Origin of the sequence: Methanobrevibacter millerae (assembly GCF_001477655.1) — an archaeon.
In the GTDB taxonomy this organism is placed as follows: Archaea; Methanobacteriota; Methanobacteria; order Methanobacteriales; family Methanobacteriaceae; genus Methanocatella; species Methanocatella millerae_A.
Genome location: NZ_CP011266.1, coordinates 1,618,854 through 1,636,716 on the forward strand (window position 1 = coordinate 1,618,854; position 17,863 = coordinate 1,636,716).

A 17,863-nucleotide genomic window follows, 5' to 3' on the forward strand; every position below is an offset into this window, starting at 1 on the left:
TAAAAAAATGAGCGAACATAAAATAGCCATGGTTGGAACACCGTGTGAAATTATGGCTGCATCAAAACTGCAGCACTATATCAATAGCCCTATTGATGTTAAGCTGGGCTTATTCTGTATGGAGAATTTTTCATATAAATACTTTGAAAACCTCTTGAAAGAGTATGATTTGAAAATGGAAGACATTGAAAAATTCCAAATCGAGAAAGGATTCATATTCCTATTATTAAAAACAAAAGAAACAGTTAAAATACCATTGTCCATAGCAAAAAGGATAATAAGGAAAAATTGTAATATCTGTGTTGAGCTAACCTCAGAAACATCAGATATCTCAATAGGTTCCATCGGATCACAGGACGGATGGTCAACTGTAATAATCAGAACCGAAAAAGGCGAGGAAATAATTAATGGTGCAATAGAAGAGAAATTCATAGAATCAAAAGAGCTTGAAGAGCCACAATTCAAATTATTGAACAAAATTGCAGAAAGCAAAATAAAAAAGAATCTGGAAAACATTGAAAGAAGGGAATTCCTGGCACGTCCTGTGCTGTACCAAAGAAACAAATCAGACGATTCTATCGCCAAAGAACTCGCAGAGGCACAGTTCATAGATTTGAAATCCAATGTTATTGACATTGGGGCATGTGTGCTTTGCGGAGCATGTGAATATGCATGTCAAGACAATCTGATAAAAATTGATGATACAAAACCTATAACGAAAGGAGAATGTCCACAAAACTGTAATACATGCTTTACAGTCTGCCCCAGGACTTTCATACCGGAAGATCTGCGAAACGACAATTCAAAAGCAATTGGCGATTACATAAAAGTAATGACAGTGAAATCCTTAAAACACACACAGGGTCAGGACGGATCCATCGTTACAACAATCCTGGATTATCTGCTGACAAATAATATTGTGACAGAAGCACTTATTGTGGATAAGGAGGACTATCTGGCATGGAAACCTTATGCTAAACTAACTGGAAAAATTGATGAAATCATCAAATCCGGAGGGACAAAATATTCAGTTTGTCCAGTATTTAAACCACTGAAAGACCTTAAAGAGGAGGTGAATTAAGTGTCATTTACTGTTGAGAGAAAAATAGAAATTTGTAAACAGAGTAATGACAGGCCAGGCTGCTGCTGGTATTTATGTGACAATCCAAACAAAACCGCATGTAAAAACTGTTACAGCTGCTATTCAAACTGCCCTCACAATGTTTATGAAGTAATTAATGACGAACCACTTCCAATTCATCAGGAAAACTGTGTAGGGTGCAAAATCTGTGAGGAAATGTGTCCGACACATGCAATATATGTCAGGCCTCTCGTTGACGAGGGAAGAGGAGTCTGGTCAAATTCAACAATGGTTGAAATCAAACGGAAAAGCCAGTCAGGATCATATAAGGTTAGAGGTTGCGGACTGACAAGAAAAATCCCTACATTTGACGATTTGAGCATATTGCCTGCACAAGTGTCAAGGCCACCAATAGACTCATACCGGGAAACCTGCAAGACCTCAGTAGTACTTGGAGACAGATTTGCAGAAAATCCAATTGAAATTGATACTCCAATCATGATTGGGGCAATGTCATTTGGTGCATTAAGTAAGGAAGCTAAAATTGCATTGGCCATAGGAAGCAGCAAAGTGGGCTCAATAGCCAATACTGGTGAAGGAGGAATGCTTCCGGAAGAAAGGCAACATGCAGACAAACTGATTGCACAATATGCATCAGGCCGTTTTGGCGTATCCGCCGAATACTTAAACAGCGCAGAAGCTGTTGAAATAAAAATAGGTCAAGGTGCAAAATCAGGTATGGGAGGACATCTGCTTTCCCACAAGGTAACTGCAGAAGTTGCAAGAGTCAGAAATATTCCTGAAGGAACATCTGCCTTAAGTCCTGCAAGACATATGGACATTGTCGGACCGGAGGATTTAGGCATGAAAATCAATCAGTTAAGGGAAATTACAGACTGGAAAATACCAATCATTGTGAAATTCGCATCAGGAAGAGTGGAACAGGATGTGAAAATCGCCGCAAAGGCTGGTGCTGACATAATTGTGGTTGACGGCATGCAGGGAGGAACCGGGGCCGGACCTGAAGTGGTCACGGAACATGCGGGAATTCCTACAATCGAAGCCATAGTTAAAGCTGATGATGCACTTAAAGAGATAAACTTAAGAAGTGAAGTCAGCCTTGTGGCGGCTGGTGGAATAAGGTCTGGAGCAGATGTTGCAAAAGCAATAGCTTTAGGTGCAGATGCAGTGTATATTGCTACCTCCGCATTAATCTCAATAGGGTGTAAAGTCTGTCAAAGCTGTTCTGAAGGCATCTGTCCGAAAGGAATTGCAACACAGGACAGGGTGCTCAGAAGAAGACTGGATCCTATAAGGAAAGGCCAGCAGGTTGCAAACTATATTGAAGCAATGACGCAGGAAGTAACCGCTCTGACACAGCAAGCTGGAAACACAGATATAGAAAATCTTGAACGTCAGGATCTTGTTGCATTGACTATGGAAGCTTCACAACTGACAGGAGTACCAATGGTGAGTAAAAAATATTAAAATTTGCTTAAAATAGTTTTAAAAATTAAATAACAATTAGGAGATATCAATATGGCAGCATTTGATAGAGTGAAATCAGGAATTCCGGGACTTGATAAAGCTTTAGACAATATTCGTTTAGGGGACAATGTAGTGTGGAACGTTACAAATCTAAACGAATTTTCCTACTTTGTCAATCCCTATGTGAAACAGGCCAAAAAAGATAACAGGAACTTAATATATATCAGGTTTGCAACTCACCCCCCATTAATAGAAATGACAGAAGAAGATTTAATATTGCTTAAAAAAGAAGAGAATAATCCGAACACTGAGTTTTGCATGATTGAACGTGACGGGATTAAAATTTATATGGTAAATCCATATAACCAGTTTGAAACATTCACTCTGGAAGTTCACAGAATCATAGAAAAGGAAGGATACGATGCATTCTATGTTTTCGACTGTCTAAGCGACCTTCAGGCAGTCTGGTCAACAGATTTGATGATGGGTAATTTCTTCAAGGTAACATGCCCATTCTTATTTGATCTTGATACCGTGGCATTTTTCCCAATCATTCGTGGAAGACATTCATATGATGCAATAGCTAAAATCCGTGAAACCACACAACTATTTCTGAATGTATACTCAAATTCCCCCGAAGAGGTTTACGTAACCCCTCTAAAAGTGTGGAACAGGTATTCTCAGACCATGTTTCTTGGACATAAGTTCAATCCGCAGACCGGTTTCGTTAAAGTTCTTCAGGATGGTCAAGAAGTAAGCAAATACTATAAAACGATTAATTCCAACAAGTATCAGGATGGACGAACCCTTGACAGCTGGGAAAGGTATATGATTGAAGTTCGAAGGAAACATGATGAAGGCGAAAACATCGATGATGAATGCGACAAAATCTGTGAGCTGATGATGACAAAAGATGAAAAGATGCTTTCCAAAATCAAGGAATATTTCACCTTTGAAGATTATATCACTATTTACGACCGACGTGTAGGTAGTGGACTTGTTGGAGGTAAAACCTGCGGAATGCTGCTTGCAAGAAAAATAATTGAAAAGAACTGTCCAGATATCTACAATGACATTTTTGAACCGGACGACTCCTTTTACATCGGCACTGATTTATTCTACACATACATTGTTTCAAATGACTTATGGGACCTTAGGGTAAAACAGAGAACCAAGGAGGGTTACTATAAATACGGTAAAGAGCTAGAAGAAGCTCTTAAAAACGGTGTTTTTTCAGATGAAATCAAAAAGGAATTCATCCATATTCTTGATTATTTCGGACAGAACCCTATAATTGTAAGGTCAAGCAGTTTTCTTGAAGATGGATATGGAAATGCATTTGCAGGAAAATACGAATCTGTGTTCTGTGTTAATAGAGGTAGCCTTGAAGAACGTCTTGCCGCATTTGAAGAGGCCGTGAAGATTGTATACTCAAGTACAATGAACATTTCCGCTTTGGAGTACAGGAAGCTAAATGATTTGGACGACACTGATGAGCAGATGGGTCTTCTGGTTCAAAGGGTTTCCGGTTCATACCACGGCGACTATCTCTTCCCGACTGCAGCAGGAGTGGGATTCTCATATAGCCCCTATTCACCTCTTCCGAACATGGACAACAGCAAAGGAATGCTGAGACTTGTAATGGGTCTTGGTACAAAGGCAGTAGATCGGACAAAAAAGGATTATCCTAGAATCGTCAATCTTGACAAGCCTGAAGTAACCATGACTAAAGACATTAAGGAAAAACACAGGTATTCCCAACATTATCTTGATGTAATTGACCTTAAAAACATCAGTCTCCATGACATTCCTATTGATGAGGGACTTGACGTGATTCCAAGATATTCCAAAAACGTTATGGTTGAGCATGACCGTGAGGCAGAGAGAATGTTTCGTGACCGTGGCCAGCCTAGGGAAATAGTCTTCGTCAACTGTGAGGGAATCGTTAAAAATCATGAGTTCATCGATGTGATGAAAAGGATCCTGAATACATTAGAGATCGCTTACGACTATCCGGTTGACATTGAATATACAGTAAATGTAGGAGAGAACAAATCATTCAATATAAATCTCTTACAGTGCCGTCCACTTCAGGTTTCAGTCAATAATGAAGCCATTGAGATGCCTGAGAATCAAAATGTCTTCTTCCATATCAAGGAATCCTCAATGGGTATGTCAAGAAAAAGTGAAATCGACATCATATGCTATGTTGATCCTCATAAGTACTATGAATATCCTTATGCACAAAAAAGCTCACTGTCACGCATAATAAGCGACGTAAATGCCTACTGTAAGAACAATGACAAAACTGCCCTCTTAATAGTTCCAGGAAGAATAGGAACTTCTTCCCCAGAATTAGGCATTCCAGTGGTATTTGCAGATATCAGCCATTTCACAGCAATTCTTGAGGAAGCCTACAGTGATGTCGGATATATGCCTGAGCTTTCTTTTGGAAGCCATATGTTCCAGGATTTAGTAGAAGCAGAAATATACTATGGAGCACTCTTTGAAAATGAAAAAAGAATCGAATTCAACAGGGACATGATTTTTGACTATCCAAATATCCTAAATGACATCAATCCCAATTTGAATGATGAAATATATGATATGATACAGGTCATTGACTTTGACAAAGATAAAGCGGAGTTATATCATGACATGAACAAAGATGAAACAATGTGTATCTTCAAATAACTTTAAAACAGTTATATGAGGATATTTAGGGCAGGTGGGTGGGACATATGCCTTTTTATTTGCACAGTCAAATAAAATAAAATGTATGACAAAATTCGATGTGATTAATGACCCTATTAATCAATAGGGTTGTTTTTCACATGAAATTTAATTTTAAACTCTTTTTAGTACTTCACTGAATCATTTCAATAATGCAAAAAAAATAGAAAATATCATATTCAATGTTTTAGCAAATTTTGTTTCATAAGTAAAAGCGACCATATTCCATCAATTGACAACCAATTTTATCAATTCATTCATGAAGTTGAAATTTATTCTTCATTTAAAATAATGCTTCATTCATGTGAAGTAATATTATCAACTACATCAAAGTGAAGAACATGAATGGAAAAAATTAAAAAAATTAGATTAATGGTTTTGGACTTTGAGTGAAATCCTGAGGATACTTTTTTTCACATAATTCATATCCAATATATTCCAATCTTTCATTGAGCAATTTTTTTCCATTTTCAGATACTGCATACAATGGAACTTTTTTTCCAGAATAATATGGCTTTCTCTCTTCAGCTGTTTGCCTCATGTTTATAGATGAGCATCCTGAAATCACATCAGCATAATCGAATAACATTTCTGCTTCCTTTTTGGAAACATTGGTTGTATGTGCTACAAAAATATAAATGTTGACATCATCCGGTTTTGGATATTGCCTTAAATCCTTAACCATTTCTGTTGGAATAATTGTTATTGCAATGTTTTTATATCCTCTTTCAATTGCCATTTCAAGACCTTTTAATGGATTTAACTCTGCAGTTTCAGGATTTAAAACATTTTCTCTCCCAACTTTCTCCATCACTTCTTTGATTGGAGTAGTGCTTATCAATGCTGAAACTCTTCCCCCCACTCCCTGAACAATTTCTGCATCATTAATAAGCAATGTTCCGACTCCTTCGCATGCTCCAACTACACAATCAATATTGCCCTTAATCATATTGGTTTTTAATGTTTCGCTGGTCCCAAAACTCATTGTGTCTTCAACATCAATTGATCTTTGAGGAGTGCACATTCCAAATTCATCAATTCTTTTTTCAATATTGGATTTAATAAATTCTTTTGTCAAATCACCTTTATGCTGACCATTGTCAAATATGGAACAGTAATCAACTACCGGTTCTCCAATGTAAGTTATTTTTCCATTTTCTATTACGACTTCGGCTTTTCCTAATGCTTCAATTACATGTCTATCATTCATACAATCACCAGATAACAAATGTTATATACAATGCTTTTTAAATAGATTTTGTAAGGAAAAACTCACCAGCAGGTAAAAAAAGATGAAAAAAATCAAAGATTATGATGACAATTGCCCTATTGATGATACCTTAAAATTAATATCCAAAAAATGGGTGATATTTATCATTAGAGACATATTTTTAGGAAAAAAACAATTCAGCGAATTTTTAGAAGAAAAAACATTAAGTAACAGAGTATTGACAGACACACTCAAATTCATGGAAGACAATGATTTAATTACGAAACAAGTTTTTGAAAATGACATCAAAACGGAATATTCACTAACACAAAAAGGATTCAATTTAAATAAAATTCTATATAATATGCTGGAATATGGCATTAATGAGGTAAACAGTGGAAATTTATCTGAAAAACAAAAAGAAGAATTATTAAATGAATATGAAACACTTTTTAAAATCAATGATTAAATTATTATTTAATCGGTTACTGATTTTTACTTGCGAATTTGCCGCCGAATAAAAAGAACATGTATAAAAAAATACTTTTAGAACAACCTAACTTGTGGATCAATATAACTAGGTTCATCAACTTCCTTTACAACATCACCCTCTTTAACTTCCCCAATCAGCAACGGTGAATCAGGATTGTGCAACTTCTGGTTCTTTTTGACCAGTTTCATGTTGGCGTTGGCATAACACACTTTAAATTATCTACTACTTTTAGTGAAATTCAACTATGCTAAATCATTTCATTATCCATTAAAAAATCAATTAAATTCAAATGAATGATTCCCTCATGAGACATATCCACATCATCCATAGTTATTACATATTTCGGATAATTATCTGAAATCTTCTTTAATGGTTTAAATTCTCTTTCAATAGTTTCTTCACTTGCCAATAAATAAGAAACTTGAATATAAATGAGTTTATTTTGTTTTTTGCATACAAAATCCACTTCCAAGTTATCAACTTTACCCATGGTGATTTCATATCCTCTTCTTAAAAGTTCCAAATAAACAATATTTTCGATTACACGAGTGATATCCCTTTGATTGTTTCCTATTATTGCTTGTCTAAAACCCAAATCACATAGATAATATTTTTCATCATATTTCAATATTCTTTTACCCTGTAAATCTTCACGCTTTAGTTGATAAATCAGACATGCGTTTTCAAAGTATTTCAGATAATTGTAAATTGTATTTACAGATAAGCTTACCATATCCTGCTTTAGTCTTTTATGAATTTTATTTGCAGAAAAGGGCTGGCTAATATTATACATTACAAATCTTATAATCCTATCCAACAGGTCAACATTTTTAACATTATTTCTTTGAATTATATCTTTAAGGACAATGGAATTGTATAAATCAATTAGAATTAATCTTTTATCCTCACCATTATAGTCAAATGTTGAAGGCATACCTCCATCTTCCAAATATCTGTAAAAATGAGATTTAAAATCAGATGTAATTTCATAGTAATCAAGATATTCCCTAAAAGAAAATGGATATATGTTTAATTCCACATAGCGGCCGGATAAATATGTGGCAAATTCCCCGGACAGTAATTTTGAGTTTGATCCAGTAATATATATGTCATAATTTTCTTTTGCAAAGTAAGAATTGATTAATTTTTCCCATTGGGGAACAACCTGTATCTCATCAAAAAATAGATAAATCTTACCGTCAATATTTTCAGTTTTATGAGATATAAACTCTTCAAGCTTTTTAATATTATCAATTTCAAAATAATCACTTAATTCAAAGTTCATCCAAACAATATTCTCCTTTGGGATTCCTTGTTTTATTAATGAATCAATAATTTGTTTTAATATGGTTGACTTGCCGGAACGTCTTGTTCCAATTAAAACTTTAATAATATGTTTATTTACAAAAGGATTGATTTTATCAATATAATCTTTTCTTTGGATAATCATTAAAACCACACATCTTTTTATAATTATTATTTTATCACAAATATAATATAAAGTTTTCAGTATATTAAAAAGTAAATAATAAAATCAATATTATTTTCAGTTAAATGAAAATTAATATGAAAATTAGAATATATATTTCAAGTAAATGAAATTAAAATATAGATATGGAAATACACTAATCAAATGAATCTTGTTGTGTATCAATAAAACTAGATTCCCTAACCTATTTTACAACTTCACCAACATTAACATCACCAATCAATAAAGGAAAATCTTGATCATGTAATTTTTGATTCATTTTGGTCAGATTCATCTTGTTGCTGGCATAACAGCATAGAAATTATCTACTAAAAATTGAAATTTTGTTTCTATATTGCGAAGAAAACATGATTAAAAAGTATGAAAATCATCACCTGCATTTTAGTCAGATTTTGCCTCATAGTTAACGAACAAATATTGCTCTTAAAATATAATGCCACAATATTAAAATAGTCTCTTTCAAAAACTTTTATAAAAATACAAATATAAATAATAATATAATATATCATTAGGCTGAAGTCTAGGATATTAAATTTTATATAGATGTGTGTCCGAGTGGTCAAAGGAGGATGATTCAGGGTCATTTGCTTAGTGCTGCGTGGGTTCGAATCCCATCACATCTACTTTTTTTTAACTCCCTAAAAAGAATGATTAAATCAATTTTGCTGCCCATCAATATAGCTTGGTTCTTGAACTTCATTTATAACATCACTATAGAAACTGAGTTTATAACTGGAAATGAAACATTATGGTCAAGTCAAAAAGTCATAGCAGAAATATTTGGAACAATATCCAGTCACTGTTAATCATCCACAATGTCATTTTTATTTTTTATAAACAGAATTGTTATTATTAACAAGACCACAGTTATTATTATCATCATTAATGAAGTCATACTAAATGAATTAACGGAAAACTGATTATGAGTAATTTTTCCATTTGCCAATATCTGCATTATCACAACTGTAACTGATGATCCAATAGCTCCTACAACCTGCCTTGTGGTATTGTTGACTGCAGTTGCATCCTCAACATCACCTGCAACAACACTCATTGCCCAAGTAATTGCAGGTGATAAACCAAGCCCACAGCCGATTCCCCGGATTAACTGAGTAGCCAACAGATATTCGAAAGTGGAATTCATGTTATAAGTCATCATACAAGCAAATCCAATAATATTCATAATTGATGAGGCTATTAAAACTGGCTTTATTCCAATCTTATCAGCCATTATAGGGCTTATGAAATTGAACACAATCATGATTATTGCTGCAGGGAACAATATGAGTCCGGATTCTGTTGGAGAGTAATATGCAACATTTTGTACAAACAACGGCACCATTACATTGATTCCACACATCATAAAGTATAGCAATGCTGCAAAAACAGTCCCATATACAAAATATTTATTTTTCAGTACTATTAAGTTAACAAGCGGATTTTCAATTTTGTTTTGACGTTTAACAAATATTATTAATGTCAATATTCCAATGATTATTGGTAAAATCACATGAATAAAGCTGAATCCAAACTCTGCAATATTTGAAAATCCTATCATCAACCCTACACAGAATATTATTGACAATATCAATGATGGGAAATCCAAAGGATAATTTTGGGTTTCAAGTTCAAAGTTTGCAAGGAGTATTGATAAAACTAGAATTACTACAGTTATTATCGCTAAAAATTCAAAAATAACTCTCCAATTAAATAAGTCAATTATAATTCCGCCGATTGTAGGTCCCATTGCAGGCACAATTCCAACAAGAAATCCCATTAATCCCATGAAAAATCCCCATTTTTCTTCAGGCATTATTCTAAAGATTAATATTTGACCGATTGGCATTAAAATACCAGTTCCCATAGCTTCCAAGATTCTTCCAACAATTAACATTTCAAAGTTTGTTGATAAAAAACAAAGCAGGGATCCAATGATAAAAAGAATGAGTGATGTTATCAATATTGTTTTAATTTTAAATCTTTTTGTAATATATGCAGTTGGCGGAATCATTACTCCAATCACCAACAGAAATACTGAGTATGTCCATTGCGCAGTTGCTGAAGATACAGCAAAATCATCCATATAATAAGGCAAACTTGTTGTTACAATACTTTGTGAGATTAATGTAACTGCAGAAGCCATAATAAGTATAATCAAAGTTATTAATCCACTTTTATTTTCAAATTCCATTATAATTGTTCCATAATTTGTTGTCAATTAATAATTTATAAAATTTACATTAAATATTTTAAGAGCTACAACCCAAAATGAATCGATGATGTTATATAATGAAATCACCATCATTGACAGCGTCAATGGCAATGCCAATTTTTTAACGGCTATTTTCGGATTTGCCCTAAGTAAATTTACTCCCTGTATTTCATTACGTTCCATAGCATATATCCTCCAATTAAATTAAATTATCAAATAAAATAATGTTTAAATTTTGAAACTACTCTGAATTGATTAACTGTAGATAGTATAAGCTAATATAAACTAAAATCAGATAGTTTATTCCATAAAAAAAGTTATTTATAATCTAATTGGGGATGCTACTACACATACACACAACAGTTAAATACTAAAATTGTAATAATATTTTTGACATTCTCATTATAAAAACATGGAGATAAAATTAAATCTAAAGTGTTATGTGGAATACTACTTTTCCACATTAACTCTTTGTTGCTACTTTTATAGCTAATTTGACCATTTACGGCTTAAGTCAGTGTCATTAAATACAGTTTTTTCTTGACATTCTTTTAACTCACTTATGCCATCTCTAAAGAATTTTAAGCAGAAATCTTTTTTTGGATTGTAATTATCACAGTTTAAATGAATATTTTCCTGACAGTTATCACAACCAATGTCGCTACCTTTTTTGTTTTTACAGCATAATTCATCATTATCATCAAGATAACGGTATTCACAGTCTTTAAATATTATATCATTCATAAAATCCAATCTCCCATTTAATATATTTATCAAATATTAATCTGTTAATAAGAGAATAAATAAATTATTATCCAAACAGTAACATAAATCTGGTTAAAAAGAACATTACACTTCACAATTCTTCATCAACACTGTTAATTGGCAATGTCAAAAAGGGCGATATTATTAAAGAATCCGTAAAACTTCCCATATTGATAACAACATAAATTAATTTATCTATTCTAAAGTAAATAAAATGACCAAGCCATAAAAACTTTTATATTAAATGTTCAATAGATTATTAAATATAAATAAAACTTTTAAAAATTCAATCAATTTTATTAAACAAATATTATATAAAAATGTGCATATTTATCAAATAAATAATCATTTACCTGATTTTGGGAGGAATTTTTATGATAAAATTTAAATATTTTTCTAAAAAATCGATAATTTTAATTTTATGTCTGGTAATATTATGCAGTATACAGGCATGTACAGCATGTACAGCCGTATATGTAGGTCCAGATGCTAGTGATGACGGTTCAGTAATTGTTGCAAGATCAAATGACTATCCTGCCGTTTGGGCAAATCATATTGAGGTGACTCCTGCTGTAGAAAATCAGCCTGGTCGAGTCATGCCTGTAAGTGAGTATGGATCAGTAAAAACGGAAATCCCGGCAAATACTTACCAATACACTTCAACACCATATATGGATAGTACGGTAGCGGCTACGGGTTATTCTCATGATGCGGCCGCTGCTACTAATGAAAAAGGAGTAGCCATGACCATGTCTGTTACAGCATATCCAAACAGTGCCGCTTTGAGAGCAGATCCGTTAATATCTGGTGGAATTTGTGAAGATGCTGCAGTAGACCTTGTGATTTGTCAGAGTGGAACTGCCAGAGAAGGTGTTAATGTTCTTTGTGGAATCATTGACAGATATGGAAGCAGTGAATCCAATATTGCTTTTATTGTCGACCAGAATGAAGCATGGTATATAGAGATGTATACAGGACATCAGTATGCTGCGGTGAAATTGCCAAGGGACAAGGTGGCAGTTTTCGGTAATGAATTTTCTTTAGAGTACTTATCTGACTATGAAGACCATATTATATCTAAAGGACTATTTAGTCTTGCAGAACAAAGGGGTTTTGCTGTACATGGTAAGAATAATGAAATTAATCTCTTTCATACATATTCTGGAAATCAGAAGACTACAGATTATTCCCACAGGAGAACCTGGATTGGACACCACATTTTAGCCCCTTCAAAATTCAGTGCCGAATATAATCATAATACTATGTATCCTCTATGTTTCACACCAGATAAGAAGGTTTCACTGCAGGACGTCTCTCAGCTTATGCGCAATAGATTTGAAGGAACAAAATATTCTCCTGATGAGACGGGTAACACTGATATTAGGGTGATTGGAACTGATACTGCACTAAGCGCTCATATTATACAGGTGTTTTCAAATCTTCCTGCAGAAATGTCATGTGTCAGCTGGGTCAGCAGCGGTCCACAGGTCTATGGAGTCTTTGTACCTGTATCCAATGATTGTATATATGTTGGTGGGGCTTATGGAGCTAATCAGCCTGCAAGTCAAAAAAATGTCTTTGATATAAATTATCCATATTATCTCTTTAAGGATATCTGCTCTCGCTGTTTAGGACCAAGCAACTACAAAACTTATGGCGAGCCTGTCAAGGATTTCTGGTATAAATCCGAAAGCAATATGTTCATTTCAATGAGTAGAGTACTCTCAGCAGCAGCAAAAATGACTGATAAGAATAGCAGGGCAAATTATATCACTTCATACTGTAATGATATGATGGGTAAAGCATTTGAAACAGGAAAAGAAATACGTCAAATTATTCAAAATGGAGTGCCTCCAAGGAATTTGAATCTTGATGCATCAAAATTCAGTGTTGTTCCTGCAGTACCCGGAGACCACTCTACCGAAATTATCATTAAGACAACAGATCTTGTTAAAGTGTATAGAAATGGAACACAATTCTATGCAACTATCATGGACGGTGAAGGAAAATATGTGCCTAGAGGGGCTGTAGTTACTTTCAGTGTTTGTGGTGTATTGTATAATCGTGTAGTCGGTGAAAACGGTTTGGTTAAAATAAATATTAATCTTAATCCACGCAATTATAATATAATGACTTATTATGGTGGAGCAAGTGCTATGAATGCAATTGATGTATTGCCTACATTGATATCCAGAAACCTGGTGAAACATTATATGAACGACTCTCAGTTCTTTATCAAATTGGTTGACGGACAGGAAAATCCCTCTGCAGGCAAAGTTATTAGCATGAACATCAACGGAGTATTTTATGACCGTACAACTAATCAGGATGGTATAGCTAAGTTGAATATCAGATTAATTCCTGGTAAATATATACTGACTGCAACCGATCCGAATACAGGATTAATGATGTCATATATTATTACAGTATTGCCTATTTTAACGGCAAGTGATATGAAAATGACCTATTTAGATGGAAGTCAATTTAAAGTAAAAGTGGTTGATGGTCATGGAAACCCAAAGGATAATGTAAGTGTAATATTCAACATCAATGGAGTATTCTATAACAGAACTACAGATGCATCGGGAGTTGCCCGTTTGAACATTAATTTGATGCCTGGTGAGTACATTATTACTTCAGAGTATGAAACCGCTAGAGTTTCAAACATAATAACTATAATGGCAAAGGATTGATTTAAAATGTGAAAAAGATGATATTATTGCTGATTACATATAAAATGGATTTATAGAGTATTTATTTAAAGTATGTTTTGGAAAAGGTGATTTGTTAATCATTGAAGAACCTGAAGTTCATTTACATCCCAAAAATCAAAGAATACTTGTCAAATACATTGTCCGTGCAACAATAGTGGATTAAAAGTCATGCTGACAACTCATAGCGATTATGTCATTGAACAGTTCAATAATTTTGTCAGATTAGCTAGCATTGATTCGGAAAGTCTAGAAGAATTCGGATACTCTCCAAATAATGTTTTAAATCATGAGGAGAATTCAATATATAAGGTAAATGAACTTCATTTATAAAACCGGAGACAATCCAATTTTTGAAGCATTTACAGTTTCTGGAAAAGCAACGCTAGCAGATTTAAGTGGTGAACCTGCAAAGACTTATGAATTATAATTTAGTATTCAATTAATTGAATACTTCTTTTTTTAGATTTGATTAAATCTCATAATTATCATTACACCACACTTCACTTAATTACAAACTAGAATCAAAACCTGTAAAAATCCCAAATAACAATAATTAAGAAATTTTTAATATGGATAATCCCCTTTTTCTTCATATTCCTTTTTTAACCATGCTTTGAATATAGAATCATATATTTGATATTTTTCATTATTCAATTCTATTAATATTTTATTCTGTAAAGTTTTTAATGATGCTCCAATAGCTCCACTTTTCACACCTAATTTATTTGCTATATCAATTCTTCTTAATGGTTTTTCAACAAGAGCCACGATAATTCTTTGTTCCTGTTTAGTTAATTTATACCATTCATTAGTAAGATGAATCAATAAGTAAGGTAAGGATTTTTTAAATTCTGAAATTATTTTTTCTTCATTCAACTCTTCATTAGGCGGCAAGAGTCTAGCAAAGCTATTAATGTAATATGGAATTCCATTTGTGCATTTATAAAATCTTTTAAATCCGTCATCTGTGAATTCAAGATAATCTGCTTTTTCAGCCAGGTAATCTTTTGTTGTTTCATATGAGAATGTTTTGATTTCATAATTGAGGATTCTACCACCAAAAGCTCCTTTTTGACCAGCAATATCTGATATCAGTTCATCTTTAACACTCATGCTTCCTGAGAAAATATAACCAATATTTTTTTGTGATTGGATAACACTTCTAATATACCATAAAAATCCATTTACATCTTCATCAAGCTGTTTTAGGATTTGAAATTCATCCATAAATATTAAAATACCTCCAATATGCTCTTCGCAATCATCATAGATTTGTTGAGGCAAATCCATCACAAAACTTGTAAATTTAGTATAATCTTCTTCTGTTTTAAGAATAGGAATTGGGATTTTGTCTACTGACTCTATTTTGTCCATTATGAAATTACGAGTTTTAAAATACTTCAGAATTTTTGTATCAATTGTAATAATATTTGATTCATCACATGCATTTATAATGGATTCGTAAAATAATCTCATAAAGCAAAAACGATCAAGTTTATCTTTTTTAAATTTATCCATTGCTGATAAATCCATATAGACAACCAAATATTCATTTTGAAAGTCTTTTTTTAATTTTTTCATTAATGCAGTTTTTCCAACACCCCTAATACCTGTAAGCAGTATTGTTGGTGTTGAACCTTTTTTAGCTAGTTCTAGATTATCAGAGATAAATGAAATTTCATCTACCCTATTGTAAAACTGTGAATCATCTAAATCATTATCATTTCCTAATGGTAAACTTGCCATAATATTCACCTAAATTAGTTAATATTCTGTTAATCAAGTTATATAAATGTAATGTAAATTTCATTATAATGAAAAAAACACACTTTCCATTATGTAATGGAAATTACATCATGATGAAAAAAACACACATAACATTACATTAAAAAAATTAAATCATCAATACAATTATATTAGAATAATGTAGTTTATGGATTAATATAGCTTGGCTCATTAACTTCCATTACGGTTTCGCCATCTTTAACCTCACCAATCAGCAATGGCGAATAAGGATTGTGCAACTTCTGGTTCCTTTTAACCAAGTTCATGTTACTGTTGGCATAACACACTTCAAATTATCTACTACTTTTAGTGAAATTTGTTCAATACAATACGAAGAAAAAATGATTAAAAAGTAGAAGAATTATCTACTACTTTTTAGACAGCTTAGTTTCATAATAGAAAGTCCCAAATAACCATTTTCTTAAATTTCATCACCTAATAAAAAGTCAATTATGTTCATATGTTTTATTCCATCTCTAGACATGTTAAATTCATCCATACTAAATACATATGCATCATATTTATCAGGAATGTTTAATAATGGTGTAAATTCCCGTTCTATTGTTTCATCAGAAGCTAAAAGATAAGCAACCTGAATATAAATTTTATTATTCTTATTTTTAGCTATGAAATCTACTTCCTTATTTTTAACCCAACCCACTTTAACTGAATATCCACGTCTTAAAAGTTCAATATACACAATGTTTTCAATTATTCTAGGTAACCATTTATTATTTTCATCAACCAACGCCTGATGAAATCCATGATCCGTTAAATAGTATTTTTCATCTGTAGATAAGAGTTTTTTTCCAAGTATGTCTTCACGTAGCACTCTATGGCAAAATAGTGATTCAACAATGAAGTTTGTATAATTATTGATAGTTTCTCTTGAAGTTCTTTTACTTTCAGATTTTAAAAAATTTGCAATACTTTTTTTAGAGAATGTTTGCCCTATGGAATTCATAATATAATAAACGAATCTTTTAAATGTGTCAATTCTTCTGATTTCATGTCTTGAAAGTATATCACTAATAATGATAGAATCATAGATGTCAAGAAGTGCATTGATTTTACCATCTTCATCTTTTAAAGAAAGCAATGACGGCATTCCACCATATTCTATGTATTGCATGAAATATTCATATATCTTAGTTTTATCCATTTTAATATTGTTAATTTCATTATGATACTTTAAAATTTCTTTAAATGAAAAAGGATAAATGTTTATATGAACATATCTTCCTGCGACCAATGTTGAAAGTTCAGATGAGAACAATTTTGAATTAGATCCAGTAACATAAATATCACAATCAAAAGAAACCCTATATGAATTAATTGACTCTTCCCATTCATCAACCAATTGAATTTCATCAAACAATAAATAGATCTTACCCTCAATATCTTTAACCTTATCTAAAACAACTTCATCCAATTCTTTTGATGTCTTAATATGTCTATATTTCACATTTTCTAATGATATGTAAATTATATTCTCATCAGCAATACCTAAACCCTTAAGTTCCTCGATAATACTTTTTAAAAATGTTGTTTTTCCACATCTACGCAACCCAATAATAATTTTAAGAAAATCCGTGTCCAAATAGTTATAAAAAACATTAAGATAATCTTCTCTTTTAATCATGCAATCACATCTTAATAATATATTAGATTATAATCATATATAAATTTGTCAGTTATAACTTACAAAATTACAAAAATAAAAATAAAACAAAAGTATAACTTACAAAATTACAAAAATAAAAATAAAACAAAAGTATAACTTACAACATTATAATATAAAACAAGAAATACGTGATTTCACAGAACTTCAAAAAATCTCTTTTTAGCAACAAATAAATTCAAATTGAATTCAATATATTTTAGAGGTTTATA

16 protein-coding genes are annotated in these 17,863 nt (G+C 32.3%); 8 read left to right on the plus strand and 8 right to left on the minus strand.

Annotated elements, in window-relative coordinates; genetic code table 11:
• The first annotated feature begins 7 nt into the window (after positions 1-7).
• The 3 genes from SM9_RS07095 to SM9_RS07105 are packed head-to-tail and all read left to right on the plus strand — an operon-like array spanning position 8 to position 5,263.
• Positions 8-1,081, plus strand: coding sequence for a Coenzyme F420 hydrogenase/dehydrogenase, beta subunit C-terminal domain (locus SM9_RS07095; RefSeq protein ID WP_058739480.1), 1,074 nt, complete (start codon positions 8-10; stop codon positions 1,079-1,081).
• Positions 1,082-2,569, plus strand: coding sequence for a glutamate synthase-related protein (locus tag SM9_RS07100; RefSeq protein WP_058739481.1), 1,488 nt, complete (start codon positions 1,082-1,084; stop codon positions 2,567-2,569). It abuts the gene before it with no gap.
• 51 nt (positions 2,570-2,620) lie between these two features.
• Positions 2,621-5,263 (plus strand): PEP/pyruvate-binding domain-containing protein, encoded by a 2,643-nt coding sequence (locus SM9_RS07105; protein ID WP_058739482.1) that lies wholly within the window; start codon positions 2,621-2,623, stop codon positions 5,261-5,263.
• A gap of 403 nt (positions 5,264-5,666) precedes the next feature.
• On the opposite strand, the gene SM9_RS07110 is transcribed toward SM9_RS07105, so the two are convergent.
• Positions 5,667-6,512 carry a methanogenesis marker 8 protein gene (locus SM9_RS07110; protein ID WP_058739483.1) on the minus strand — a complete coding sequence of 282 codons (846 nt, stop codon included), beginning with the start codon at positions 6,510-6,512 and terminating at the stop codon, positions 5,667-5,669.
• An 82-nt stretch (positions 6,513-6,594) separates the two neighbouring features.
• Between SM9_RS07110 and SM9_RS07115 the strand changes: the two genes are divergently transcribed.
• Positions 6,595-6,981 carry a winged helix-turn-helix transcriptional regulator gene (locus SM9_RS07115; RefSeq protein WP_058739484.1) on the plus strand — a complete coding sequence of 129 codons (387 nt, stop codon included), beginning with the start codon at positions 6,595-6,597 and terminating at the stop codon, positions 6,979-6,981.
• 77 nt (positions 6,982-7,058) lie between these two features.
• Here the strand turns inward: SM9_RS07115 and SM9_RS12500 are convergent, their stop codons facing one another.
• Entirely contained in the window at positions 7,059-7,193 is a 135-nt protein-coding gene (locus SM9_RS12500) for a hypothetical protein (protein ID WP_269744781.1), read from the minus strand.
• A gap of 59 nt (positions 7,194-7,252) precedes the next feature.
• A complete protein-coding gene (locus SM9_RS07120) occupies positions 7,253-8,452 on the minus strand; it encodes an ATP-binding protein (RefSeq protein WP_058740327.1) in 1,200 nt (399 codons plus the stop codon).
• Positions 8,453-9,141: 689 nt separating this feature from the next.
• Between SM9_RS07120 and SM9_RS07125 the strand changes: the two genes are divergently transcribed.
• Complete coding sequence (locus SM9_RS07125) at positions 9,142-9,300, plus strand: hypothetical protein (protein WP_157064701.1); 159 nt, start codon at positions 9,142-9,144, stop codon at positions 9,298-9,300.
• Here the strand turns inward: SM9_RS07125 and SM9_RS07130 are convergent.
• The 3 genes from SM9_RS07130 to SM9_RS07135 form a co-directional block, all read right to left on the minus strand.
• Positions 9,297-10,685 carry a DHA2 family efflux MFS transporter permease subunit gene (locus tag SM9_RS07130; protein WP_198144352.1) on the minus strand — a complete coding sequence of 463 codons (1,389 nt, stop codon included), beginning with the start codon at positions 10,683-10,685 and terminating at the stop codon, positions 9,297-9,299. The two genes, SM9_RS07125 and SM9_RS07130, sit on opposite strands and share 4 nt — an antisense overlap.
• Positions 10,686-10,712: 27 nt before the next feature.
• Positions 10,713-10,889, minus strand: a complete 177-nt coding sequence (locus SM9_RS12030; RefSeq protein WP_157064702.1) for a hypothetical protein — start codon at positions 10,887-10,889, stop codon at positions 10,713-10,715.
• Between the two features lie 306 nt (positions 10,890-11,195).
• Entirely contained in the window at positions 11,196-11,450 is a 255-nt protein-coding gene (locus SM9_RS07135; protein ID WP_058739487.1) for a hypothetical protein, read from the minus strand.
• Positions 11,451-11,845: 395 nt separating this feature from the next.
• Here SM9_RS07135 and SM9_RS07140 point away from each other — a divergent pair, with 395 nt between their 5' ends.
• The 3 genes from SM9_RS07140 to SM9_RS12395 all read left to right on the plus strand — a co-directional run bounded on the left by SM9_RS07140 (position 11,846) and on the right by SM9_RS12395 (position 14,515).
• Positions 11,846-14,164: a C69 family dipeptidase gene (locus tag SM9_RS07140; RefSeq protein WP_058739488.1), complete on the plus strand. Its 2,319-nt coding sequence runs from the start codon at positions 11,846-11,848 to the stop codon at positions 14,162-14,164.
• A 91-nt stretch (positions 14,165-14,255) separates the two neighbouring features.
• Positions 14,256-14,348: an ATP-binding protein gene (locus tag SM9_RS12390; RefSeq protein ID WP_232299103.1), complete on the plus strand. Its 93-nt coding sequence runs from the start codon at positions 14,256-14,258 to the stop codon at positions 14,346-14,348.
• A gap of 5 nt (positions 14,349-14,353) precedes the next feature.
• Positions 14,354-14,515 (plus strand): hypothetical protein, encoded by a 162-nt coding sequence (locus SM9_RS12395; protein ID WP_232299104.1) that lies wholly within the window; start codon positions 14,354-14,356, stop codon positions 14,513-14,515.
• Between the two features lie 234 nt (positions 14,516-14,749).
• Here the strand turns inward: SM9_RS12395 and SM9_RS07145 are convergent, their stop codons facing one another.
• Together SM9_RS07145 and SM9_RS07150 are read right to left on the minus strand one after the other, a co-directional pair.
• Positions 14,750-15,931, minus strand: a complete 1,182-nt coding sequence (locus SM9_RS07145) for an AAA family ATPase (RefSeq protein ID WP_058739489.1) — start codon at positions 15,929-15,931, stop codon at positions 14,750-14,752.
• Between the two features lie 460 nt (positions 15,932-16,391).
• Positions 16,392-17,612, minus strand: a complete 1,221-nt coding sequence (locus tag SM9_RS07150) for an ATP-binding protein (protein ID WP_058739490.1) — start codon at positions 17,610-17,612, stop codon at positions 16,392-16,394.
• Positions 17,613-17,863 lie beyond the last annotated feature (251 nt).